General features: G+C 68.2%; 25 protein-coding genes. 20 read left to right on the top strand and 5 right to left on the bottom strand.

The annotated features are described in order from the left end of the window. Positions 1-33 precede the first annotated feature (33 nt). Positions 34-2,343 carry a DUF2298 domain-containing protein gene (locus MXB53_RS10515; RefSeq protein WP_248897382.1) on the top strand — a complete coding sequence of 770 codons (2,310 nt, stop codon included), beginning with the start codon at positions 34-36 and terminating at the stop codon, positions 2,341-2,343. Here MXB53_RS10515 and MXB53_RS10510 read toward each other — a convergent pair. Then, positions 2,340-2,597, bottom strand: a complete 258-nt coding sequence (locus MXB53_RS10510) for an HAH_0734 family protein (RefSeq protein WP_248897380.1) — start codon at positions 2,595-2,597, stop codon at positions 2,340-2,342. The genes MXB53_RS10515 and MXB53_RS10510 overlap by 4 nt on opposite strands. Before the next feature lie 167 nt (positions 2,598-2,764). Here MXB53_RS10510 and MXB53_RS10505 point away from each other — a divergent pair, with 167 nt between their 5' ends. Genes MXB53_RS10505 through MXB53_RS10480 form a run of 6 tightly spaced genes read left to right on the top strand, consistent with a single transcriptional unit; the run spans position 2,765 to position 5,593 of the window. Beyond that, positions 2,765-3,046, top strand: a complete 282-nt coding sequence (locus tag MXB53_RS10505; protein WP_248897379.1) for a 50S ribosomal protein L44e — start codon at positions 2,765-2,767, stop codon at positions 3,044-3,046. After that, the gene (locus tag MXB53_RS10500) at positions 3,043-3,216 is read left to right on the top strand and encodes a 30S ribosomal protein S27e (RefSeq protein WP_248897378.1); all 174 of its coding nucleotides are present in this window, start codon (positions 3,043-3,045) and stop codon (positions 3,214-3,216) included. The genes MXB53_RS10505 and MXB53_RS10500 overlap by 4 nt, the downstream gene beginning before the upstream one ends. A 5-nt stretch (positions 3,217-3,221) precedes the next feature. After that, entirely contained in the window at positions 3,222-4,022 is an 801-nt protein-coding gene (locus MXB53_RS10495) for a translation initiation factor IF-2 subunit alpha (protein WP_248897377.1), read from the top strand. Then, the gene (locus MXB53_RS10490; RefSeq protein ID WP_248897375.1) at positions 4,019-4,201 is read left to right on the top strand and encodes an RNA-protein complex protein Nop10; all 183 of its coding nucleotides are present in this window, start codon (positions 4,019-4,021) and stop codon (positions 4,199-4,201) included. Before MXB53_RS10495 ends, MXB53_RS10490 begins: the two co-directional genes overlap by 4 nt. Before the next feature lie 5 nt (positions 4,202-4,206). Beyond that, positions 4,207-4,965 carry a proteasome assembly chaperone family protein gene (locus MXB53_RS10485; protein WP_248897373.1) on the top strand — a complete coding sequence of 253 codons (759 nt, stop codon included), beginning with the start codon at positions 4,207-4,209 and terminating at the stop codon, positions 4,963-4,965. A 43-nt stretch (positions 4,966-5,008) separates the two neighbouring features. Further along, the gene (locus tag MXB53_RS10480) at positions 5,009-5,593 is read left to right on the top strand and encodes a J domain-containing protein (protein WP_248897371.1); all 585 of its coding nucleotides are present in this window, start codon (positions 5,009-5,011) and stop codon (positions 5,591-5,593) included. Between the two features lie 114 nt (positions 5,594-5,707). On the opposite strand, the gene MXB53_RS10475 is transcribed toward MXB53_RS10480, so the two are convergent. Beyond that, complete coding sequence (locus MXB53_RS10475; protein ID WP_248897369.1) at positions 5,708-7,009, bottom strand: NAD(P)/FAD-dependent oxidoreductase; 1,302 nt, start codon at positions 7,007-7,009, stop codon at positions 5,708-5,710. 71 nt (positions 7,010-7,080) lie between these two features. On the opposite strand from MXB53_RS10475, the gene MXB53_RS10470 reads away from it, so the two are divergent. From MXB53_RS10470 to MXB53_RS10415, 12 genes are all read left to right on the top strand, one after another. Continuing rightward, on the top strand, positions 7,081-8,253 hold the full coding sequence (locus MXB53_RS10470) for a pyridoxal-phosphate dependent enzyme (protein WP_248897367.1): 1,173 nt from the start codon (positions 7,081-7,083) through the stop codon (positions 8,251-8,253). Between the two features lie 71 nt (positions 8,254-8,324). Then, the gene (locus MXB53_RS10465; protein ID WP_248897365.1) at positions 8,325-8,999 is read left to right on the top strand and encodes a metal-dependent transcriptional regulator; all 675 of its coding nucleotides are present in this window, start codon (positions 8,325-8,327) and stop codon (positions 8,997-8,999) included. Continuing rightward, on the top strand, positions 8,996-9,706 hold the full coding sequence (locus MXB53_RS10460) for a TMEM165/GDT1 family protein (protein ID WP_248897364.1): 711 nt from the start codon (positions 8,996-8,998) through the stop codon (positions 9,704-9,706). The genes MXB53_RS10465 and MXB53_RS10460 overlap by 4 nt, the downstream gene beginning before the upstream one ends. A 109-nt stretch (positions 9,707-9,815) precedes the next feature. After that, positions 9,816-10,436: a LysE family translocator gene (locus MXB53_RS10455; RefSeq protein WP_248898102.1), complete on the top strand. Its 621-nt coding sequence runs from the start codon at positions 9,816-9,818 to the stop codon at positions 10,434-10,436. A 54-nt stretch (positions 10,437-10,490) separates the two neighbouring features. Further along, complete coding sequence (locus tag MXB53_RS10450) at positions 10,491-11,660, top strand: M24 family metallopeptidase (protein WP_248897362.1); 1,170 nt, start codon at positions 10,491-10,493, stop codon at positions 11,658-11,660. A gap of 39 nt (positions 11,661-11,699) precedes the next feature. Continuing rightward, complete coding sequence (locus MXB53_RS10445) at positions 11,700-12,869, top strand: MFS transporter (protein WP_248897360.1); 1,170 nt, start codon at positions 11,700-11,702, stop codon at positions 12,867-12,869. Between the two features lie 75 nt (positions 12,870-12,944). Then, on the top strand, positions 12,945-13,139 hold the full coding sequence (locus MXB53_RS10440; protein WP_248897358.1) for a hypothetical protein: 195 nt from the start codon (positions 12,945-12,947) through the stop codon (positions 13,137-13,139). An 86-nt stretch (positions 13,140-13,225) separates the two neighbouring features. Beyond that, positions 13,226-13,954 carry a prephenate dehydrogenase/arogenate dehydrogenase family protein gene (locus tag MXB53_RS10435; RefSeq protein ID WP_248897356.1) on the top strand — a complete coding sequence of 243 codons (729 nt, stop codon included), beginning with the start codon at positions 13,226-13,228 and terminating at the stop codon, positions 13,952-13,954. A 19-nt stretch (positions 13,955-13,973) separates the two neighbouring features. Continuing rightward, the gene (locus tag MXB53_RS10430) at positions 13,974-15,365 is read left to right on the top strand and encodes a small ribosomal subunit Rsm22 family protein (protein WP_248897354.1); all 1,392 of its coding nucleotides are present in this window, start codon (positions 13,974-13,976) and stop codon (positions 15,363-15,365) included. A gap of 44 nt (positions 15,366-15,409) precedes the next feature. Continuing rightward, a complete protein-coding gene (gene surE / locus MXB53_RS10425) occupies positions 15,410-16,198 on the top strand; it encodes a 5'/3'-nucleotidase SurE (protein ID WP_248897352.1) in 789 nt (262 codons plus the stop codon). 66 nt (positions 16,199-16,264) lie between these two features. Continuing rightward, a complete protein-coding gene (locus tag MXB53_RS10420) occupies positions 16,265-16,894 on the top strand; it encodes a hypothetical protein (RefSeq protein WP_248897350.1) in 630 nt (209 codons plus the stop codon). A gap of 82 nt (positions 16,895-16,976) precedes the next feature. After that, positions 16,977-17,954 carry an arsenic resistance protein gene (locus tag MXB53_RS10415; RefSeq protein ID WP_248897348.1) on the top strand — a complete coding sequence of 326 codons (978 nt, stop codon included), beginning with the start codon at positions 16,977-16,979 and terminating at the stop codon, positions 17,952-17,954. A gap of 99 nt (positions 17,955-18,053) precedes the next feature. On the opposite strand, the gene MXB53_RS10410 is transcribed toward MXB53_RS10415, so the two are convergent. From MXB53_RS10410 to MXB53_RS10400, 3 genes are all read right to left on the bottom strand, one after another. Then, positions 18,054-20,438 (bottom strand): DUF2309 domain-containing protein, encoded by a 2,385-nt coding sequence (locus MXB53_RS10410; RefSeq protein ID WP_248897346.1) that lies wholly within the window; start codon positions 20,436-20,438, stop codon positions 18,054-18,056. Beyond that, positions 20,428-21,912, bottom strand: a complete 1,485-nt coding sequence (locus tag MXB53_RS10405) for a proton-conducting transporter transmembrane domain-containing protein (protein WP_248897345.1) — start codon at positions 21,910-21,912, stop codon at positions 20,428-20,430. Before MXB53_RS10405 ends, MXB53_RS10410 begins: the two co-directional genes overlap by 11 nt. 207 nt (positions 21,913-22,119) lie before the next feature. Further along, positions 22,120-22,581, bottom strand: a complete 462-nt coding sequence (locus MXB53_RS10400; RefSeq protein ID WP_248897344.1) for an Lrp/AsnC family transcriptional regulator — start codon at positions 22,579-22,581, stop codon at positions 22,120-22,122. Between the two features lie 103 nt (positions 22,582-22,684). On the opposite strand from MXB53_RS10400, the gene MXB53_RS10395 reads away from it, so the two are divergent. Further along, the gene (locus MXB53_RS10395) at positions 22,685-22,951 is read left to right on the top strand and encodes an AbrB/MazE/SpoVT family DNA-binding domain-containing protein (protein WP_248897342.1); all 267 of its coding nucleotides are present in this window, start codon (positions 22,685-22,687) and stop codon (positions 22,949-22,951) included.

Raw genomic sequence — 22,951 nt, 5'->3', positions numbered from 1 at the left:
ACGGTTTAGGCGCGCTGGGCCGTCGTCCGGTCAATGGAGTACGGGCTCGTCCTCCGGTGGCTGGTTGCCTACGGCGCACTCGCCGCGCTCGGTCGCCCCCTCGCGGGCCGTCTGCTCGCGACCCTTCCCGGTCGCGGCGCCGGATTCGCGCTCCCGACTGCGCTGGTCGTCCTCGGAACGGCCATCTACTGGATCGGCCACCTCACCTTCGGCCCCGCCGCCCTCGCTGCTGCCGCTCTCGTCCTCGTCGCCCTCGCCGTCGGCGCCGCGCTGGACCGCGACGCGCTGTCCGACCGCCGCGTTCGCCTCGCCGACGCCGCGCGCCCCGACCGCACGACCGCCGAGGTGGCCGTCGTGTTCGTCGCCGCGTTCGTCCTGCTCGTCGCCGTCCGCGCCGTCGACCCCGCGGTCCATCCCCTCGGCGGCGAGAAGTTCCTCGATTTCGGCCTGCTGAAATCCCTGAATCGGGCGACGAAGCTTCCCCCCGAAGACATGTGGTTCGCCGGCGAACCCGTCGTCTACTACTACGGCGGCCACCTGCTGACGGCGGTGCTCGGCGACCTCACCTGGACCGCGCCCCGCTACGCGTACAACCTCTCACTCGCCGGGTTCTACGCGACGCTGGTGTCGGCCGCCTACGGCCTCGCCAGCGCCGTCGCCCGGGACCGCGCGGAGTCGGGACGCCTCGCCGGGCTGACCGCCGCCTTCTTCGTCGGTCTCGCCAGTAATCTCGTGACTGCCGGCCGCCTCGCCGTCGGCGCCCTGCCCTCGTCGCTTCGGACCGAGATCGCCCGGATCGTCGCCGCCCGGACCCGGTACGCCCCCGAAGAGGTCCTCGCTGGCGTCGACCCGTTTTCCTACTGGACGGCCAGCCGCGTCATCCCCGGGACGATCAACGAGTTCCCCCTGTTCGCGTGGCTGAACGGCGACCTCCACGCCCACATGATGGGGACGCCTTTCCTCCTGCTCGGCGCCGCCATCGCCTTCGCCGTCTATCGACCCCCGCCCGACCGCTTACGCCGCCGGCGACTGCTCGCGTTCGTCGCGGTACCCATCCTCGCCGGCTTCCAGGTCATCGTCGACACGTGGAGTTTCCCCTCTCTCTTCGGGCTTCTCGCGCTCGCCCTTGCGCTCGGATCGACCGATCCCTGGCCCATCCTCTCGCGCCGAGTCGCGGCGTGGCGTCACGCCCGCGACGACGGTCCAGTCGGTGAGGAACTCGGCCACCTCGGCGGCGCGCTCGCGGTCACCGTCGTCGCTGGCGTCCTCGGTGGGGCGCTCGCGCTACCCTTCCTGCTCAGTGCGAGCGGCGGCCGTGAGGTCGCCCTGCTCGCGGCCGCGGAGCGGTCGAGCCTCCCCGCGCTCCTGTTGGTCCACGGCGCCTTCCTCGCCACCTTCTACGCCTACCTGACCGATCGGCTGGCGGTCGATCGGCCCTGGCCGCTGCTCGGCGCGCTCTTGGCGCTTGGCCTACTCGCGATCACGGCGAACCTCCCCGTCGCCATCCTCGTCGGGCCGCTCATCGTCTTCGGATGGGTGGCCCACCGAACCGACCGCCCGGTCGGCTTCGAGACGGTGTTGATCGTCGCCGGCGCTGGCCTCGTCGGCATCGTCGAACTCGTGTACGTCGAGGAGTTGGCCGGCCCGCTTCGGATGAACACCGTGTTCAAGACGTACACGCAGGTGTGGGTGCTGTGGGGGACGGCCGCGGGCGTCGCGCTTCCCTCTTTCGTCCGCTGGCTCGGCGGTGTCTCGGTGCCCGGCACGCGGTCACGATGGCTGCGGGCCGGCCTCGCGCTCGCCGTCGTTCTCTCGACGGTGCCCTACGCGGGGCTCGCGCTCTCGTCACATTTCCAGGGAGCCACCGATCCGACCCTCGACGCGACGGCGTTCGTCGAACGCGAGCATCCCGACGAGGCGCCAGCTATCGCCTTCGTCGATAACCTCTCCGGGCAACCGACGCTCCTCTCCGCGCCGGCGACGGGTCGAGAACCCGAATCGGGCGGCGCCCCCGTGCCCGGGATGTACAGTTGGGAGTCGAGTCCGGCCGCGAGTCTCACGGGTGTGCCGACGGTCGCCGGGTGGCACCACGAGGTGGGGTATCGCGGCCGAGAACCGTATCTCGAGCGCGTGCGTGACGTGGACGCCGCGTACACCGGTCCGCCGGAGCGCACGGTCGCCGTCATCGAGACGTACGGCGTCGACTACGTCTGGGTCGGACCGGCGGAGCGCGCGCGCTACGGGAACGTCTCGTTCGACGGCGTCGCGGGGCTGACGCCGGTGTTCGAAAACGGCGTGGTCACGATCTATCGCGTCGATGAGGAGAGACTGGACACCGTTTAATCGCCGCGATTTTTGACGACATCGAGCGCGTCGGCGTCGATGGAGTCGACATCGAGCCAGTGGGGGACGAACCGACGCTTCTCGAAGGCCTCGCGTTCGTCCGGGGTTCCGATGGTACACCAGAGCTGGACTTCATCGGGGCCGTGGTAGTCGCCCTGGCGCTGGATCGAGAAACAGACCTGCTCGTCGCCGTCGTACTCGATGACGGCGTCCTTGCGGATGCCGGGGTCACCCCTGACGATGAGCTGTTGCATACGCCGCCGTTCGGCCAGTCCGGGCTTAATCGCTTCGATGATCCGTCGCTGGCGTCTCGTGTCACATCCAGCGGCCCGTGACCGAACCTGGAGCGACGCCGCTGCCCGACGGCGAACCAAACGGGTTTTAACGCGCGGCGCGAAAGACCGCGTAAGGTAGATTATCTATGCAGATGCCACGCCGATTCAACACGTACTGCCCGCACTGCAACGGGCATTTCGAGCACGAGGTCGAGAAAGTGCGTCGCGGTCGTGAAACGGGGATGAAGTGGATCGACCGACAGCGCGAGCGAGCCACGTCCACCATCGGGAACGCGGGCAAGTTCTCGAAGGTGCCGGGTGGCGACAAGCCGACGAAAAAGACCCACCTGAAGTACCGCTGCGCCGAATGTGGCAAGGCCCACATGCGCGAGGGATGGCGCGCGGGTCGACTGGAGTTCCAGGAATGACGGGGAACTTCGTCACCGTCGAGTGTGCGGACTGTGGTAACGAACAGACCGTCTTCGACAAGGCGTCGACGACGGTGAACTGTGCGGTCTGCGGGAGCACGCTGGCCCGCCCCACTGGCGGCCACGCCGCCTTCGAGGGTGAAGTGACCGGCACCGTCGAGGCACGCTGACGCACATGAAATACAGTGGCTGGCCCGAACCGGGCGAACTCGTCGTCGGCAAGGTGGACGAAATCACCGACTTCGGTGTCTTCGTCGACCTGGAAGAGTACGAGGACAAGCGCGGTCTCGCACACATCAGCGAAGTCGCCAGTGGCTGGATCAAGAACGTCCGCGACCACGTCCGCGAGGGACAGACGGTCGTCGCGAAGGTGCTGGACGTCGACGAGAGCTCCCAGCAGATCGATCTCTCGATCAAGGACGTCAACGAACACCAGCACAAAGAGAAGATTCAGGAGTGGAAAAACGAGCAGAAGGCCGATAAGTGGATGTCGATCGCCTTCGGCGAGGACATCGCCGACGAGCGCTACCAGGAGATAGCCGACGCCCTCCTCGAGGAGTTCGAGACCCTCTACGACGCCTTCGAATCCGCGGCCATCCACGGCGACGAGGCGCTCGATTCGGTCGACCTCGACGACGAGGCGATCGACACCATCGTCGACACGGCCCGCGAGAACGTCTCGGTGCCCTACGTCAACGTCACGGGCTACGTCGACCTCGAATGCCCGTCCAGTGACGGCGTCGACCACATCAAAGAAGCGCTGCAGGCCGCCGAAGGTGAGGGCGACGTCGGCGACGAAATCGAACTCTCGGTGTCCTACGTCGGGTCGCCGGAGTACCGCATCAAGGTCCGCGCCCCGGACTACAAGCGCGCAGAGTCGGAACTCGAAGCGAGCGCGGAGCGGGCGAGCCAGGCCATCGCCGACGCCGGCGGGACCGGGCGCTACCACCGCGAGCGCGAGACAGAGACCGAATGAAAGCCGACATCCGGGTATGTTCCGCGTGGGAGTCGGCCCACGACCGCCCGGTGTACACGCTGGGATCGACGTGTCCCGACTGCGGCGCCGAGGCGGTCAACAGCGCACCAGCGCCGTTCGACCCCGCGGATCCCTACGGTGAGTACCGACGCGCTCTTAAGCGCCGCGGCCGGGACTAAGGGGTATGGACGCTATCGAGGTCGAGACCGTTGCGGAGCCGACGCTTTCCGACCCCGTGCTCGTCGAAGGGCTTCCGGGCGTCGGTCACGTCGGGAAACTCGCCGCCGAGTATCTGATCGAGGAGTTCGACAGCGAACTCGTCCGGCGCGTCTACGCCGACGAGTTCCCGCCCCAGGTGAGCATCGACGAGGAGGGCGTCGCCGACCTGGTCTGTGCGGAGTTTTACGCCATCGAGACGGGCGGCCAGGACGTGCTCGTGCTCACCGGCGATCACCAGGCCGGGAGCAACGCCGGCCATTACCACATCACCGAGGCGTTTCTCGACGTCGCCGACTCGTTCGGCGTCGAACGCGTGTACGCGCTCGGCGGCGTGCCGACCGGCGAACTCATCGAGGAGTACCACGTCCTCGGCGCGGTGACCGACGCCGACCTGATCCCCGAACTCGAAGACGAGGGCGTCGAGTTCCGCGAGGACGAACCGGCGGGCGGTATCGTCGGCGTGAGCGGCCTCCTGCTGGGGCTTGGCTCGCGCCGCGGCCTCGACGCCACCTGTCTGATGGGCGAGACCAGCGGCTACCTGGTCGATCCGAAGAGCGCCCGCGCGGTGCTCGAAGTGCTGGAGACCGTCGTCGGATTCGATCTCGACTACGCGTCGCTGGAGGACCGCGCCGACGAGATGGAGGAGGTCGTCGGCAAGATCCAGGAGATGCAGAACCAGGGCGCCCAGATGCCCACCGACGACGAACTCCGATACATCGGCTGATCGCGGCGAGAGATTCTTTATCGCGCGCGCCGAAGCGGGGCGCGTGCTGGAGTCGTCGCCGTCCTGGTTGCTCGTGGGCGTTCTCGGCGCCGGCGTCATCACCGCCCTGATCGCTGGCCTCTTCGTCGCCGGTGATCGTCTCCTGCCGCCGCCTCCGTCGTCGACGACACACCGCGTCGACGGCACCGACAGGCGCCGAGACGAGATCAGGACCTATCTGGACACCATCGGCGAGCGGTACGTCGAGGACGCGACGGTCCGCGACGACGCCGTGGCCTTCTACCTGCCCGACCGCGACGTGGCCATCACGTTCGACCCGCAGGCGTACTTTCGCATCGAGCGCGCGGGCACCGCGGCCGTCCTCTGTGAGTACGAGATGCCCGGCCACCAGCTCGGCCGCCGGCTCCCCTTCGAGACGCCGACCCGGAACACGGCCGACAGGGAAGCGACGGGATCAGCCAGGGCGGCCTTCGCGACGCTGGGGCTGTCACCGACCGCCGACGCCGACGAGGTGAAAGCCGCCTATCGGCGCCGCGTCAAAGATGTCCACCCCGACCACGGCGGCGACAGCGAGGCGTTTCGCCGCCTTCGTGAGGCGTACACCACCGCAAAAGAGCACGCCGACTGATCGTCGGGCGAGCGATCGCTGTTCCTCCAGATTCGACACGTAGCGTGTGGCGCTAGACGTTGGGCAATCAGCCGGACGCAACTCCCGGACGGCTACGGCACGCTTTTCGCGTAGTTACCGGTCGGTCCGGATCGCTTCGGCCGCTTCACGACCGCTCCGCATCGCCCCCTGAATCGACGACCAGGCGGTGTAGTCGCCAGCGAGATACACGTCCCCCGCCGGATCACGCGCGTCGGGCAGGTCGTCGTGGATCCCCGGCGGCTGGGCGAACTGCGCGAACGGGATCCGCTCGGTGTGGACGTGTTCGAGGCCGCCGAACTGGCGCTCGGGATACCAGGATTCGAGCGCCGACTGCGTCGCCTCGGCCAGCGTGTCGTCGTCGATATCGAGGATCGCTGCGTCGCCGTCCGTTCCGGCCGCCTCGCTACTGACGAACGTGGCCGCGAGGAGCGTCCGGTCGTCGGGCGCGTACCTCGGCGCGACGGCCGAGAGGGGGGCGACCGCGTTCGGCCGGTCGCCGGCCGCGTTGAGGTGGATTTTCTTCCCTTCGTCGAGGTCCTCGCCGGGGAGGGAGAGATACTGCGTGACGGACGGTCGCGCCGCGGTCGGGATCGACTCCACGTCGGTCAACGCCCGTGCGCTCCGCGGATCGGTGGCGACGACGGCGGCGTCGACCTCGACCGTCCGCGCCGCGGTGTCGACGGTGACGGGACTGCCCTCGGCCTCGACTGCCTCGACGCGTTCGCCGAGGCGGATCGTCGCCCCCGCCTCCCGCGCCCGAGCGGCCAACTGCGCGGGGATGGCCCCCATGCCGTCGGCGGGGAGCGCCACCCGCCCCTCGCTCATCGCCTTGAACGTGTACTCGAAGACGCGTTTCGACGTCGACAGCGACCGGTCGAGCGTGATGCCGCCGTAGAACGGGGCGACGAAGTTGTCGATGTACGCCTCCGAGAATCCCCACTCGTGGAGGTAGTCGGCGATGGGGGCGTCGGGGCTCTCGAAGATGTCGGCTTCGTCGCGGCTTCCGACGTGTTGGCGCAGGGCGAGCGTCCGCAGTTTGTCGCTCGTGGTCACCTCCCGGTTGAACAGGGTGTTCGTGAGCGAGAACGGGTCCCGAAGGGGGTCCGAGAGGACCGAGCGCTCGCCGGGACGGGCGATGACGGCGCCGGGCGAGAACGATCGCAGGTCGAGCGCTCCGAGGTCGAGCTCTTGGCGGACCGCAGGATAGGCGGTGAACAGCACCTGGAAGCCACGGTCGAGCGTGAATTCGTCGCGGCGGCGGGTTCGTACGCGGCCACCGACCTCGTCGCGACGCTCGAATACGGTCACGTCCGCGCCCGCCGCCGCGAGATGCCGCGCGGCGACGAGGCCGGCCAGCCCCGCGCCAGCGACGACGACCGACGTGTCTTCGTCCATACCCGACGGTCGGGCGGCGACGACAAAGAATTCATGGACAGGGATTTGCCACTCCGGACGCAACCGCGGGCATGGCTCTCTCCGCGACGTTGCTCGGACTGGACTGTACGGCGACGGGCGAGCGATACGCCCCGGACCACACCGGTCGGAGCGACGCCGGCGCACCGCTGACGCCCGTCTACGACCGCGACGCCGTCGACGCCGGCGCGCTCCCGACTGACCCCGATTCGATGTGGGCGTACGACGCCCTCTTGCCTGTCGACGCCGCTGACGCCGTCTCGGCCGTCGAGGGGGCGACGCCCCTGCTCGACGCGCCGGAGCTCGCGGCCGACCTCGGCGTCGGGGACCTGCTGCTCAAAGACGAGGGGCGCAACCCGACAGGGACGGTGTTCGATCGCGGGCTCTCGACTGCGGTGACGATGGCGGCGCGTCACGGCACCGACCTGCTGGCGCTCGCTGCCCCGGGCGACGCCGGCCAGTCAGCGGCGGCCTACGCCGGCCGGATCGACACCGACTGTTACGTCTATCTCCCCTCGCGCGCCCCGTTCCCGAACAAGGCGATGGTGAACGTCCACGGGGCGGATATGCGCGTGATCGGCGGCCGCTACGCCGACGCCCTCGACGCACTGGAGTCGAGTCTCGAACGCGACTGGTACTCCCTCCAGGCCTTCACGACGCCGTATCGCCACGACGGCTACAAGACGCTGGCCTACGAGGTGGCGGCCGAGCGCGACTGGACCGCCCCCGACGCGGCCGTGATCGCCGTCGGGACCGGTGAGATCCTCGTCGGCATCGCACAAGGGTTCCGAGACCTGCAGGCGCTGGGCCTGACCGACCACGTCCCGCGTCTCTACGCCGTCCAACCGGACGGGTGTGCGCCGATCGTCGAGGCCCACCGCCGCGGCGACGGATCGATCGAGTCCATCGACCACCCCGACACCATCTGTGGCGAACTCGAACTGCCCGCGCCAGCAGGCGGCGCGCTCGCGCTCGACGCCATCGAGTCGAGCGACGGCGGCGCCGTCGCTGTTGCCGACGAGAACGTCTTGGAGAGCGCGGTGACGCTCACGCAGCGACTCGGAACCGAAGTGGGCGTCGTGGGCGGGGCCGCCGCCGCTGGATCGTGGGCGCTCGCGGAGGACGGGGCGTTCGGCGCCGACGAGACGGTTCTAGTGGTCAACGCCGATGCCGGCGTGAAGACGGCGGATGTCCTCCGAAGCCATCTGATGGGCCAGGGCGTCTGAACAGCCGGCGTCGCTTCTTATTTAGACACGACAGGTTTATAGATTAGACGCGTCAAAATCAGAGCAGACAGATGTTGAGCGACGCGATGGAGGACTATCTAAAGGCGATCTATCGGGTTCAGTCGGAGGACGGCTCACCGGTGTCGACCTCGGCCATCGCCGAGGAGGTGGGCAAGACGGCGCCGACGGTGACGAGCATGGTCCAGAAACTCGCGGACCGCGGGTTGCTGGAGCGCGAGAAGTACAAGGGCGTCGAACTCACGCCCGAAGGAGAGACGGTCGCGCTGGAGGTGCTCCGCCACCACCGCCTGCTCGAAGCCTATCTCGCCGAACGCCTCGACTACTCGTGGGTCGACGTCCACGAGGAGGCCGACGCACTCGAACACCACATCTCCGAGGAGTTCGAACAGCGGGTCGCGGAGGCGCTCGGCGATCCGAAAGTCGATCCCCACGGCGATCCGATCCCCGGCGCGGATCTGCGGCCACTCGAAAGCGACGAGACCGCGCCGCTGACCGACTACGACACGGGGGACCGAGTGGTCGTCAGCCGAGTCCGCGACCGGGACGAAGCCGAACTCACCTATCTCGACGAGGCGGGAATCCGGCCGGGGACCGAACTCGCCGTCGTCGACGTGGCGCCGTTCGGCATGGTGACCGTGCGGGTCGACGGCGGCGAACAGAGCCTCCCCGAATCGGTCGCGCGCACGATCCGCGTCCGGCCCGCCGAACAGGAGGCCGACGCATGACCGGGTGGCTCGAAATCCTCACGGTCGCTTTCGTCGCCCAACTCGTCGTCCTGCCGGGCGAGAAGGTGCAGTTCATCATTGCCGGGCTCTCGACCCGGTACAACCCGCTGGTGGTCGTCAGCGCCGCGGGCACCGCCTTCGCCGGCTGGACCGTGCTCGAAATCCTCTTCGGCGAGGCGCTCCAGCGCGCGCTCCCACCCGCCGTGCTGGACGCGTTCACTGCGGGCCTGTTCCTCCTCTTCGCCGTCCTCCTCTACCGATCGATGCCGGGCCGCGGCGAACCGGAACGGGTCGAAACGAGCGCGACTGACGGCGGGGTCACCTCGCTGTCCGACGACTTCCAGCCGCAGGTGTTCGGGCGGGAACTCCCGGACGCGCTCGGTGGCTTCCTCCCCATCTTCGCGATGATGGCCGCCGGCGAGTTCGGCGACAAGACCCAGCTGGTCACGATCGGACTGGCCGCCCAGTACGGTGCCCACCCCGCCATCTGGGCCGGCGAGATGCTCGCCATCATCCCGGTGAGCCTCGCGAACGCCTTCTTCTTCCATCGGTTCTCGCACCGACTCGACCTCCGGAAGGCCCACCTCTTCTCGGCGGCGTTGTTCGCCTTCTTCGCGGTCGATACGTCGCTGAGCATCGTCACCGGATTCTCCGTCTGGGAGACGGTCGTCGGCGTCGTCGCGGCGGCCATCACTGGCGCGTTCTAACGGAAGCGTTTTTCTCGCGGCACGCCACGGTGGCGACGTGCCGAGCCCCCTCCCGTCGCTCCTGGCCGGCGTCGTCTTCGGCCTCGCCCTCGCGGCGCCGCCCGGTCCCATGAACGCCGTCATCGCGTCGGAGTCGGTCACCGAAGGATTTCTGGCGGGCGTCCGCGCCGGCCTGGGCGCGATGACCGCCGACGCCGTCTTCTTCGTCTGTTCGCTGCTCGGCGTCGTGACGGTCGTCGAACGATTCCCGACGCTCCGGGCGGTGATGGTCGGCGTCGGCGGCCTCCTCATGCTGTATTTCGCCTATGGCGCGGCCGCGGAGGCGAGCGTCGGGTTCACCTCCGCCTCCGTCTCCGCCCAGACGCCCGCCCGGGCAACGACGGGCTTTCGCAAGGCGTTCCTGCTCGCGCTCACCAACCCCTATCAGATCCTGTTCTGGTTGACCATCGGCGTCGGCCTGCTCGAACCCGGGCGTCTGGACGTGCTGTCGTACACGCCCTACGTCGGGAGCGACCTCGCCGGTCTGCTGGTGGTCCGGACGGGAAGCCCCGTGCTCCTGTTCGGCTTCTTCCTCGGCATCGCGCTCTGGATCACCGGCTTTCCGCTCGCACTCCGGGCGGGCCAGCGCCGCGTCGCCGCGTTCGCGCCCGTCGTCGCCGGGATCAGTGCGCTCGTGCTCGGCGGGTTCGGCCTCCTGTTCCTGTTCGACGCCATCCGGTCGCTGACCTGATGGCAGTCCACCGCCAGCCAAGCGTATTTGCCTCCCCATCCCCCAGTCGGAGCCATGCGATCGGACCGCTCACCGCTCGACGACGCTCTCGGCGACGACCACGACGGCTATCTGGTCGACGCCGACGGCACCGATTCGACCCAGCGTTACCTCTCGGGATTCGACGCCCCCGACCCCTTCGTCACCTGCTACACGCCCGACGGCGTCCACCTCCTCGTCTCCGGACTGGAGTACGGCCGCGCGACGAAAGACGCCGACGCCGACACCGTCGCTCGGCTCTCGGCGTACGACTATCGGGATCGCGTCGCCGACGCCGGACGGGTGCGCGGCCGAGCGCGGGTGATCGCCGACTTCCTCGCCGATCGCGACGTTTCGGCGGTGGCGGTGCCCGCACGGTTCCCCCTCGGCACGGCCGACGGACTGCGCGAGGAGGGCCTCGTCGTCGACGTCGACCACGACGACGCTGTCACCCGGCTCCGCGCGGTCAAGACCGACACCGAAATCGAACACATCCGGCGCGCCCAGCGCGCGAACGAACGCGCCATGTCGGCCGCCGAATCCCTCCTCGAGTTGGCGACCGTCGAGGACGGGCTCCTCCACCGCGACGGTGAGCCCCTGACCAGCGAGGCAGTCAGGCGCGAAATCGAACTCACGCTCCTCCAGGACGGGTACGCCCTCGACGAAACCATCGTCGCCTGCGGCGCCGACGCCGCCGACCCCCACGACCGCGGCTCCGGCCCCCTGCGCGCGGGCGAGCCCATCGTGATCGATATCTTCCCCCGAGACAAGGAGACGCGGTATCACGCCGACATGACGCGGACGTTCGTCAAGGGCACGCCGAGTCCGAAGCTCCGGGAGTGGTTCGAGTTGACCGACGCGGCGAGACAGGCGGCCCTCGACGCCGTCGAACCGGGCGTCACGGGTGAGGACGTTCACGCCGCCGCCTGCGACGTCTACGAAGAGGCGGGACTCCCGACGCTCCGCAGCGATCCCGGCGCCGAGACGGGGTTCATCCACAGCACCGGCCACGGCGTCGGCCTCGACGTCCACGAACTCCCGCGGATCGCGCCCGACGGCGGCGAACTCGACCCCGGGAACGTCATCACGGTCGAACCGGGGCTGTACGACCCCGATGTCGGCGGCGTGCGCATCGAGGATCTGGTGGTCGTCACCGAGGATGGCTACGAGAATCTGACAGCGTATCCGGTCGAACTGGTCGTCTAGGATCGCAAAGCACTTGCTCGCCGTCGGCCCAGCGCCGATGTGAACTGGCGGTATCGCCACACGGTCCTCGGTCTCTGTACGCTCGCGTTCGCGTCGACGATGCTCGCGCGGCTGGTCATCAGCCCTGTCGTCCCGGATGTCACCGACGGGTTCGGGGTTTCGACCGGCGCCGTGGGGCTCGCGCTCTCGGGCATGTGGGCCGCGTACGCGTTCACGCAGTTCCCCTCCGGCATCCTGGGCGACCGCTTCGGCGAGCGACGGATCATCCTCGCCGCCGTCGGCATCACCGCGTTCGCAAGCCTGTCGCTCGCGCTCTCCCCCTCGTTTCTCACCTTCGCCGCGCTGACGGTGGTCCTCGGCGCCGGCGCAGGCCTGCATTACAGCGTCGCCACCACCCTCCTCACGAAGGAGTTCGAGGACATCGGGCGAGCGATCGGCGTCCACGTCGCCGGGGGACCGCTCGCGGGACTGATCGCGCCCGTCGTCGCCACGGCGGTCGCCGTCCGCTACGACTGGCGGGCCGCCATCGCCGTCGGCGCCGCCGTCGCCGTCCCCATCTTCGTCGCCTTCGCGTGGCGCGTCGAACCCACCCCGCCCGACCGCCCGGCGGAGTCGATGCGCGACCGGATGGCCGTCGGCCCGCTGATCGAGGTGCTCACGCGCCCGCCCATCGCGTTCACCACCGCCGTCGCCGTCCTCGGGGCCTTCTGCTGGCAGGCGACGGCCTCCTTTCTCCCGACCTTCCTCGTCGCCTTTCGGGGCCTTCCCGAGACCTACGCCGGCCTCCTCTTTTCGGCGTATTTCGTCGTCAACGGCCTCGCGCAACCGACGATCGGATGGGTGTCCGACCGCATCGGCCGCGACGGCGCGGCGACGGCGACGATGGCGCTCGGCGTCGCCGGCTACGCGCTCCTCGTCGCCGGCCCCCGCATCGCGCTCCTGCCTGCCGTCGTCCTCGTCGGCGCGGCGATGACGTGGAGCGCACCCCTCCAGTCGCGCTACTTCGACCGATTCAGCGAGTCGGAGCAAGGCGCCGCGTTCGGCCTCGTCCGCACCGCGTACATGGTCCTCGGTGCGACGGGCAGCGTCGTCACGGGCGTCCTCGCCGATGTCGCGGGATGGGAGACCGCCTACGGTCTGCTCGTCGGCGTGATGGGGCTCGGTCTGATGCTCCTGGTCGGTAATCGCATCTTCCGCCTCGGGCTCTGACGCTAGCGTCGTAGCACCGAACTCGGAGATGCGCCACGCCCGATGCTTAAGTACGAACCCACAGAGTGGGGCAGTATGGTGAACCAGCGGCTCCGTCGAGCGTTCGAGTGGATCGCCCGCCTCGTCGGTCTCACTCTCGTCGGCGTCGGTGGCTGGGTGGCGATGTCTTCGGTGCTGTACGGAATCCCGCTCATCGCGGTCGGTCTCCTGTTCGTGCTCCGCTCCACCGTGGCAGCAGAACTGCTCGATTTGGCGGCGTCGGTCGTGTAGTTCGTGGCCGTTTTCATTCCAACACTATCCCGACGCCGATCCGCCGCACCGAACCCCTTTTGAGCGGTGAGGGGGAACCCACGCGCATGGACTTGCTGGTGGTTGGCGCGGGCGAAATGGGTCGGTGGGTCGCTCGGACCGTCGCCCGTCCCGTCGCCCTCGCGGATATCGACGCGGCGGCGGCAGAGCGGGCGGCCGACGACATCGACGGGGTCAGAGCGGTCCCCACGGACACGACCGAGACGTTCGACGCCGTCTGCCTGGCCGTGCCGATTTCGGCGGTCGCCGACGCAATCGACCGCTATGCCCCTCGCGCCGAGCGAGCGATGTGCGACGTGACCGGCGTGATGGCCGCCCCGGTCGACGCCATGCGTGACGCGCTCCCTGATCACGAGCGCGTGTCGATGCATCCGCTGTTCGCCGCGTCGAACGCCCCCGGTAACGTCGCCGTCGTCGCCGACGCGCCCGGTTCCGTCACCGACGCCATTCGCGACGACCTGGCAGCCGCCGGGAACCACCTCTTCGAGACGACGGTCGCGGAACACGACGAGGCGATGGAGACGGTGCAGGCCGGCGCCCACACCGCCGTTCTCGCCTACGCGCTCGCCGCCGCCGACGTGCGCGAGGAGTTCGCGACGCCCGTCTCGGCCGCGCTCGACGACTTGGTGGAGACGGTCACCGGCGGCACGCCGCGTGTCTACCGAGAGATTCAGGAGACGTTCGAGGGCGACGACGACGTCGCCGAGGCGGCGAAGCGTGTCGCCGAGGCGGAGGGCGAGGCGTTCGACGACCTGTACCGGGAGGCGGGCGAATGACGGGCCGTGAGGAAAACGAATGATCGACCGCGAGGCCGTCCGGTCGAACGCGAAATATCTCCGGCAGGTGCGCCCCATCGACCCCGAGGAGATCAGCGAGTACGTCGGGGGCGACCCGCATCCGGCGGTCGTTCGCCGCGTCCTGCAGGAGGAGGCGTACGACCTGGGACTGTTCGAACGCGACGACGGGGCGTTCGTGCCCGCGGCGACGGAGCCGGTGTCGGCGCCGGGATGGGAGCCCGACCGGCTTCCGGACCGCTACGTCGACACGCTCGAAGACCTGCTCGTGGAGCGCTACGGCGCGAACTGGCACCGGGGCGACGCCGGTGACCGCCTACGCGAGGTGATCCGGCGGCTGAAAGCCGACTACTACGAACAGAACCCGGTCGAGTACGACGCGGAGGTGGCGCTCGGCTACGCCATCTACCACCTCCCCGACTACTACGCCGCCGTCGGCTACCCTCTCGACGATCTGGTCGAGCAGTCGTTGCTTCCGCGCCGTCTCCGCGTCCTCGATATCGGCGCCGGCGCCGGCGGCCCCGCCCTCGGTCTGTTCGAGTATCTCCCCGACGACGCCGTCGTCGACTACCACGCGGTCGAACCCAGCGCCGCGGCCGACGTACTGGAGACGATGCTCGCCGAGACCCGGCGGAACGTTCGGACGACCATCCACCGCGAGCGCATCGAGGACTTCGGGTTCGACGCCGCACCCTACGACCTCGTCCTGTGTGGGAGCGTCCTGAGCGAACTCGACGACCCCGACGCGGTCGTCGAGCAGGCACTCGCCGCCCTGGCCGACGACGGAACGCTCTTTGCCCTCTCGCCCGCCGACCTCGAAACCAGCACCGGCCTCCGGCGCATCGAGCGCGCGGTCACCGGCGACGAGGCGAACGTCTACGCGCCGACGCTGCGCCTGTGGTCTGGATTCGAACCTGCGGACCGCGGGTGGTCGTTCGACGAACGACCGCCTGTCGAGGCGCCCCGAACTCAGCGACAGCTGGACGACGCGGGCGACGACCCCGGCACCTTCCGCAACGAGACGGTGAAGTTCTCCTACGCGCTCCTGCGGACCGACGGGCAGCGGCGGGTCGGCGTGCGCGCCGACGGGTCGCGTCACGCCCGCATGGCCGACATGGAGCGTCACGTCACCGAGCGCATCGACCTGCTGGCGGTGAAACTCAGCCGCAATCTGGCCGAGGGCGGCAACCCCCTGTTCAAAATCGGCGACGGGAGCGAACGGGTCGAACACTACGCGGTGTTGACGCGGGAGTCCGGACTGAATCGCCAACTCGGCGCCGCCGACTACGGCACCGTCCTTCGGTTCGAGAACGCCCTTGCGCTCTGGAACGACGACGAGGGCGCGTACAACCTCGTCGTCGACGACGAGGCGGTCGTGGATCTGGTGGGCTAGACCGCAACCAGTGTGCCTTTTCGTCCGTCCCTCCAGAGGACGGTATGGACGAGCCACACGTCCTCCTGACGAACGACGACGGAATCGGCTCCGTCGGGTTCCGCGCGCTCTACGACGCCCTCGACGAGTTCGCCGAGGTGACTGCCGTCGCCCCCGACGGCGATCAGAGCGCCGTCGGCCGGGCGATGTCCCACGAGGTCGATGTCGAGGAACACCCGCTCGGCTACGCCATCCACGGGACGCCTGCCGACTGCACCGTCGTCGGCCTGGAGGCGCTGTGTCCGGATGTCGATATGGTCGTCGCCGGCTGTAACCGCGGGGCCAACCTCGGCGCGTACGTCCTCGGGCGATCCGGGACTGTGAGTGCCGCCGTCGAGGCGGCCTTCTTCGACGTGCCGGCCATCGCCGTCTCGCTGTACGTCCCCGGCGACGATGGCGAGTGGCAACACGCCGCCGATCAGCCGGAAGACTACCGCAACGCCACCGAAGCGGCCGCCTATCTCGTCGAACACGCGCCCCGCGCGGGCGTGTTCGAACAGGCCGAATACCTGAACGTCAACGCCCCCATCTACGAGGCGGGCGACGACCCTGCCCCCATCGAGATCACCGAACCCTCGACGCTTTACGACATGCGCGCCGAGCGCGACGGCGAGCGCATCAGCCTCACCGACAACGTCTGGGCGCGGATGCGCGAGGGGACCCTGCCGGACCCGCCGGGCACCGACCGCCGGGCCATCGTCGAGGGACGCGTCAGCGTCTCGCCACTCACGGCACCTCACACCACCCGTCACCACGAGGCGCTGGATGCGCTCGCGGAGACGTATCTGGGCTGACGATTGTGCGTCGCCGTCGAGGTGATTCGACTCCGGACTTAAGGCGTCCACGACTGTACGCCCGGTATGCACAGACGGGAGGCGCTTCGAACCGGCGCAATCGCGGGTGTCGCCGCCCTCGCGGGGTGTTTCAGTGTCCCCGACGACGACGGATTTCACGAAAGCTTCGAAGACGGCATGGGGGACTGGACCCCCGACGCCGCCATCGGTCCCGAAGTCGACGTGGACGAGTTCGAATGGACGGTCGAGGTCGACGACGCGCAGGCGGCCGGCGGCGAACGATCCCTGCGCATCTGGAACGAGGGCGACTACGACGACGGCGTGACCTGGGCCGTCCATCCCATTGCTATCGACCCCGCGCAGGCGAACGAAATCGAGGTGTCGGTGCAGTTCTGGAGCGAGTCGGAGTCGTTCAACACGATTCGCGACGCCGTCGTCCGCCTCGGTCCCGAACCCCCAGAGACCGAAGCGGACTTCCCCGACCCTGGTGTCAACACCGCCGCCCTCGACGAGACGCCGTACGGTGGCCTTCGCGAACCGCTCTGGCTCGCCGACGGGTGGCGCGAGTACGCGTTCGAGTGGACCACGCCCGACCGCTCCGCGGAGACGCTCTATCTCGCCGTCGGGACGAGCGTCATCTGGGAGGCCGACGCGACGCATTTCGTCGACGACATCACCGTCGATACCGACGAGTGACGCCGACGCCGCGTCCGGTGGCCGGAGCGCTGCTGTGGGAGAGCGGCGGTTGTTTATATCCGATGCCCGAACCGGTCCGTAGATGTCCGCACCGGACTGGCTCCGCCGACACCAGGTCGCGTTCTACGCCGTCGCCGTCATCCTGGCTATCGGCATCGGCGTCGCTCGGCCGAGCGCTGCCTCGCTGGTCGAGCGGCTGATCGATCCGGTGCTTGCCGTCCTGCTCTACGTCACGTTCCTCGACATTCCGTTCGTTCGGCTCCGCCGTGCGTTCCGGAACGGCCGGTTCATCGGGGCAGCGCTCGGCCTGAACTTCGTCGTCGTCCCCGTCGTCGTCTGGGGACTCACGCGGGCACTCCCCGACCGCCCAGCGATCCTCGTCGGGGTGTTCATGGTGCTGCTGACGCCGTGTATCGACTACGTGATCACGTTCACGGAACTCGCGGGCGGGGACGCCGAACAGATCATCGCCACGACGCCGGCGCTCATGCTGGTGCAACTCCTCTTGCTCCCGGTGTATCTGTGGCTCTTCATGGGTTCGGCAGTCGCACACATCATCGACGCCGGGCCGTTCGTCGAGGCGTTCCTGATCATCATTGCGCTCCCGCTGGCGCTCGCGTGGCTCACGGAGGCGTGGGCGGGCCGGTCCTCGACGGGCGAATCGTGGCAGGCCGCGATGGGCTGGCTCCCTATCCCGATGATGGGGGTGACGCTGTTCGTCGTCATCGCCTCGCAACTACCGCGCGTCCGGGGATCCATCGACCAGATAGCGGTCGTCGTCCCGGTGTACCTCGCCTTCCTCGTCGTCATGCCGTTGCTCGGGCCGACCGCGGCGCGGGTGCTGGGAATGGGCGTCGGGGAGAGCCGGGCGCTCGTGTTCACCGCGGTCACGCGCAACTCGCTTGTCGTGTTGCCGCTGGCGCTCGCGCTCCCCGAAGGCTATCGGATAGCCCCTGCGGTCGTCGTGACCCAGACGCTCGTCGAACTCGTCGGGATGGTCACGCTCACGCGTGTCGTTCCAGCGTGGCTCGTTCCCCGGAGCGACGACTCGGGAGCGTAGATCGCGGCGGTTGCGGCGCGAGAACCTCGTACGGATCATTTACCGGTGGTTCGGCGGACTGTTTCAGCGACCCACCGCAATGACTCACAGTAAACCGTATCAGTGGACGAGCGGCCGTGACACTCGCGGCTCCGGTTCCCACTCCAGGCCGCCCTGGTAGTGGAACGCGGCGTTGTCCTGCTCGGGGGTCACGACCGTGAGCGACATCCAGCCGTTGTCGAAGAGGGTGGCGATCTCTTCGTGGCGGCGGAGGATGTCGGTCACCCGTTCGACGGGCGCGTGGATCACGGCCGTGAGCCGGAGCGGCTGATGATACGGTTGGTCGCTGTCCACCATCAGCGACTGGAGCGGGAGCCCCGTCATGAGGTCGCCGCCGTTGCCCTGCACGACGCCGATGTTGCCGCGCGGGTTCTGGGTAACCTTGGAGCCGCTCCCGTAGACGCCGTTGTCGACGGTCGCGAAGTAGTACTGGTTGTTGATCCACTGCGTGACGACGAGCGGTCCCGTCATGATGGCTTCGAGCGCCTCGCCGTCCGGATCCGTGGTCCAGTCGTAGGAGTGCAGGAACGCCCGGCCGTCGAGGTTCTGGTCCGCGGTCAGTTCACGGGGACCGATGACGAACGACGCGTTGCCGGCCAGCCCCCACTCGGGCCGGGTTTCGGCCCAGTCGGCCGTCCGGCGCTCCGTTTCGTGAACGGCGTCGTCGCCCTCGCTGCCCGTCATCGACGCCGTGCGCTCGCTTGCGGCCGCGGCCCGTGCCTGCGAGAGGTCCTCGCGGAGGCCCTCGACGTCTTCGCGGTGGCTCCCGGGGATGTCGCCGTCGAACAGCGTGATTTCGTCGGTCGTGGTGTTGTGCTCGGCAGCGAGAAACACCGTGTCGGACGGGATGTCATAGCCCCGCTCCCGGAGAGTGGATTTGACGGCGTCGTCGTTACAGATCGTCGCGAGGACGCGCGCGTTCGGCCCGCCGGCGTTTCCGGCGCAGGCGCCGCAGTCGAGGCTGGAGGCGAACGGGTTGTTCGTCGTCTCGCTGGCGTGTCCCGTGAAGACGACCAGCCGGGCGAACTCCTCCCAGCCCATGAGTTCGAAGGCGGTTTCGGCGTAGGTGACTTTCTCCGCGAGGGACATTCCCTGTGGGAGATCATCCTCGGTATGTGCGCCGTCGTCGTGGTCGACGGCGGGCGTACAGAACTCGGCGGGAGCGGGGATCCGGTCGTCGAAGGCGCCGGCGATGTCGGCCACGACCGACGGAAGCAGCGTCCGCGTCGCCATCGCTGCGCCGTAGGCGCTCCCGCCGCCCTCGACGAAAGTGAAGGCGGCGGCGACGTTGGTCTTGAGCGTCTTGATATGCTTCCGGCCGGTCGACAGTAGCTTGCGCCACCGGTCGTGCGTCCTCTTGTCCCCGCGCTGTGCGGGTTGCGGGCGGTCGGTGATGTGGTGTTGGGGCTCGACGATCGGTGGACAGGAGTCGATCCCCACGTCGGCGTCGTACGCCTGATACCGCATCGGGATGCCGAAAAAGCCCGCGTACCCGTGGGTCTCGTACGGGCCAGCGGCCTCGACGTGCCGGCGGATGATCTCCGAGCGGGTGTCGATACAGAAGACGAGCTGTGCGGCCGGACGAGCGTCGTCCGCGGACGCGCCCGTGACCGTCCGGTCGACGCCGTCGAGCAGCCGGTCGCGGTAGCTTTTCTCCCACGCCGTCAGCCAGATTTCGGGTAGCGGGACGTCGTCGGTGTCACCGCCGTCCTCGCGCTCGTCGGGTTCGGTGGGTGCGTCCAACAGGTCAGCGAGCGTCAACCGTACCGCGAGATACTCGAGCAGCGAGATCGGATACGTCGCCTGCCACGGTCCGTTCCCGGCGGCCCGCTGTTTGATGAACCCGGTCCATCCCGGCAGTGCGGCGAACTGGTGTTCGAAGATGGCCTCCCAGCGCCCCTGCGGGGAGTCGGACAGCGCCGCTTCCAGCGCCGCCGTGGCCGTCTCGGGGAGGTCGGACGGGTCGTCACAGCCGGGTATCTCGCCGTCGTACGGGGCCAGGTCGCGCCACGCGGCGTAGAACCCCTGCTCGCGGTCCGGCATCGACCACTTCGCCTGCCCCTGATCGAGGAACCTGGCGAGCCATTTCGAGAGGATCCGGTCGACCATGTCCGTCGCGGCGTCGGCCTCGCGCGACGCTTCGGCCGTCTCCATCTCGTCGAGGAGGGTGTCCGGATCCTGTGAGATGCCGTGAGCGTCGAGCTCTGCCGTCAGCGCGGCCGGGTCGATCCGGCCCTGTTCCCAGGCCTGGCGGAAGACGGAGGGGTGTGGATAGCCTCGGCCACCGAACCGCCGTTCGGCTTCTGCGACCGCGCGGTGGAACGGCTGATCCTCGAACCCCGAGAGGGGGTTGGCCGTAACGAACGAGTGGAGCGGCCAGACCGAGCCCACGGTTTCGGCCGCGCGGTCGATGCTGTCACTGATGGTGGCTTGTTCAAGAGTCATTGTAGTCCGACTTCTGCGTGAGTATCGTCTCCGGGTGTGGCTGCGAGAGGTTGAGCAGCGCGACGTAGAGGCGCTTGTTCGACCGATGCCAGCCGAGCTCCGTCGCGACGTACGCCAGAGCGAACAGGGCACCTGCGACGAGGTGGACGGCCGTCAGTTCGGTCGGTGCCTTCGCCATCGGCGCGCCGGCGATGAGCGTCGAAATGGCGTTGAACAGCAGGCCGTAGCCGCCGATAGCGGTCAGGACGACGACCGGCACGCTGACGAGGCGGACCGCCGGTGGCAGGGTCGCGCGCCGGAGGATGTCCCGCGTCGCGTGCATGGTCGTCAGCACGACGACGAACATCAGGAAGAGCCCGCTGTTCAGTTCCGTCCCTTTGCCGGTGAGGACGGCGAACAGCACGCCACCGCCGACGGCCGTGAACAGGCTGACGACGGCGCTCGAGAGGGTCAGGCGGCCGTGATTCGCCTTCGACGGCGTCGTCTGCTCGATGGCACCACCCGACGAGAGGAACAGGTACGCCTTGTAGAAGCCGTGCAGGATGAGATGCGTCACGGCCGCGGCGAAAAAGCCCAGTCCGCACTGGAGGATCATGAAGCCCATCTGCGCGAGGGTCGAGGCGCCGAGTTCGCGCTTGATATCGGTCTGGACGAGGAGCAGCGCCTGTCCGAGCAGCGCGCTCAGGCCGCCGACGGCGACGATGCCGGACATGACGGCGGTTTCGCCGGCGAGCAAGGGGGCAAAGCGGGTCAACAGGATGCCGCCCGCGTTGACGAAGCCGGCGTGCATCAGGGCCGACGCCGGCGTGGGTGCCGTCATCGACGACAGCAGCCAGGTGTGAAACGGAAACAGCGCCGACTGGATCATCGCCGCGAGGACGAGACAGCCGATGGTGACGAGTCCGACCCCCCGGGGAACGCTCTCGACGTGTCCGAGGATGCCGGTGATGGACGTCGCGCCCGTCGTCCAGGTCAGGACGATTAGGCCGACGGCGAGCAGTCCGCTGCTGGCGAGGAAATACCGGCGGGCGCTCCTGGCCGCCGCCTGTGCCTGTGCCCAGCCGCGAACGTGCCCGATGAGCGACGCCATCAGGAGACCCATCGCCAGCCACGCCGCCGCGAACAGCGCGACGTGATCGGCCGCGGTCATCGTCATGACGACGAGCGTGAACGCGAAGATCCGGCCGTAGAACCCGTCGAGATAGCGGTCTCCCGCCATGTAGCGACGGGAGTAGCTGTGTACGATCCCGCTGAAGAACGCGACCACGACCCACATGACCGTGGTCAACCCGTCGACGACGAGCACACCCGGAATCGCCCACTCGTACTCACCGGTGACCGACAAGGCGAGCACCCCCGAACTGAGGAGAAAGAGCGCCCAGACCGCCGCGGTGGCGAGTTGGGGAACGGACGACGATGTCGGAGCGACTGTCTCGGCGAGTCGTGCGGTGTCGTTCGGTGGTTGGTCAGCCATCGTTCAGGGTTCCAGCGTGACCAGCGCGGCGTCGGAGCACTGCCGACGAACACGAACTGGTCTCTGTCACATCTTTGTAGAACAGAATGGTAATTATAGCTTTCTATACGATCAAAATGTTCCCAAAATACATTGTGAAAGAACGTTATGGTTATTGCAGATCACTTTCGCCCGGCGTTACGGGCCGAAACACCCGTCAGTAGCTCTCTACGGGGGGAAGTCGTCGAACGGCGTCGACTCGTGGCTGCGGACGAGCACTTCGTCGGCGACGGTCAGCCCCCTGTCGAGCAGTTCCTGTGCCACTGACGTGATGTCGTTGTCCGTCTCGCCGACGGCGGTCACGAGGAGGTTCTGCTCGCCCGTGACCAGTTCCTGGACGGAGACGACACCGGAGATGTCGAGGATGTCGTCGATGAGGTCGCCGCGCTCGGCGATGGAGGCCGTACAGAAGAGGAGCATGCGGAGCGGATAGCCGGATTTCTGGTAATCGACCTCGGCGCTGTATCCTTTGATGACCCCGTCCGATTCGAGTCGCTGGATGCGCTTGCGGACCGTGCTTGATGAGGCGTCGGTTCGCTCGGCTATCTCCCCGGACGAGAGGTTGCGCGCGTCCTCCTGTAGCGCGTAGAGGATCTCCCGATCGATGTCATCGAGTTCGTGATCCGCCATGCTCCCAGATTCTTCGGGCGCGCATAAGGACCTTCGGCCGGTTTGCCACAGGCACGCCGATCGAGCCGAAACCGCTTTGGGTATGAGTATGACATGAATATATATGACTCGGAGCGAGGAACGCAAAGTCGGGGAACGGGGGCAGGTTACACTCCCGAAAGAGCTTCGGGAGAAGTTCGACATCCATGGCGGTGACGAAGTACTCGTCCACGCGGAAGACGGGAAAATCACCATCGAAAAACCCGTGAGCCGCGACGAACTCGCCGAGGGATACCGACAGTACGCAGCGGCGTCCGAGTCCCTCGCTGAGGAGATGTCTGACGTGTCCCGAGAGGCCGATCGATACCTCGGTGAAGCACCGGACTGGTAG

This window comes from Haloplanus sp. XH21 (assembly GCF_023276355.1).
Lineage (GTDB): Archaea > Halobacteriota > Halobacteria > Halobacteriales > Haloferacaceae > Haloplanus > Haloplanus halobius.
Note: the sequence above shows the minus strand (reverse complement) of the source record. Positions and strands in the feature narration are given on the sequence as shown.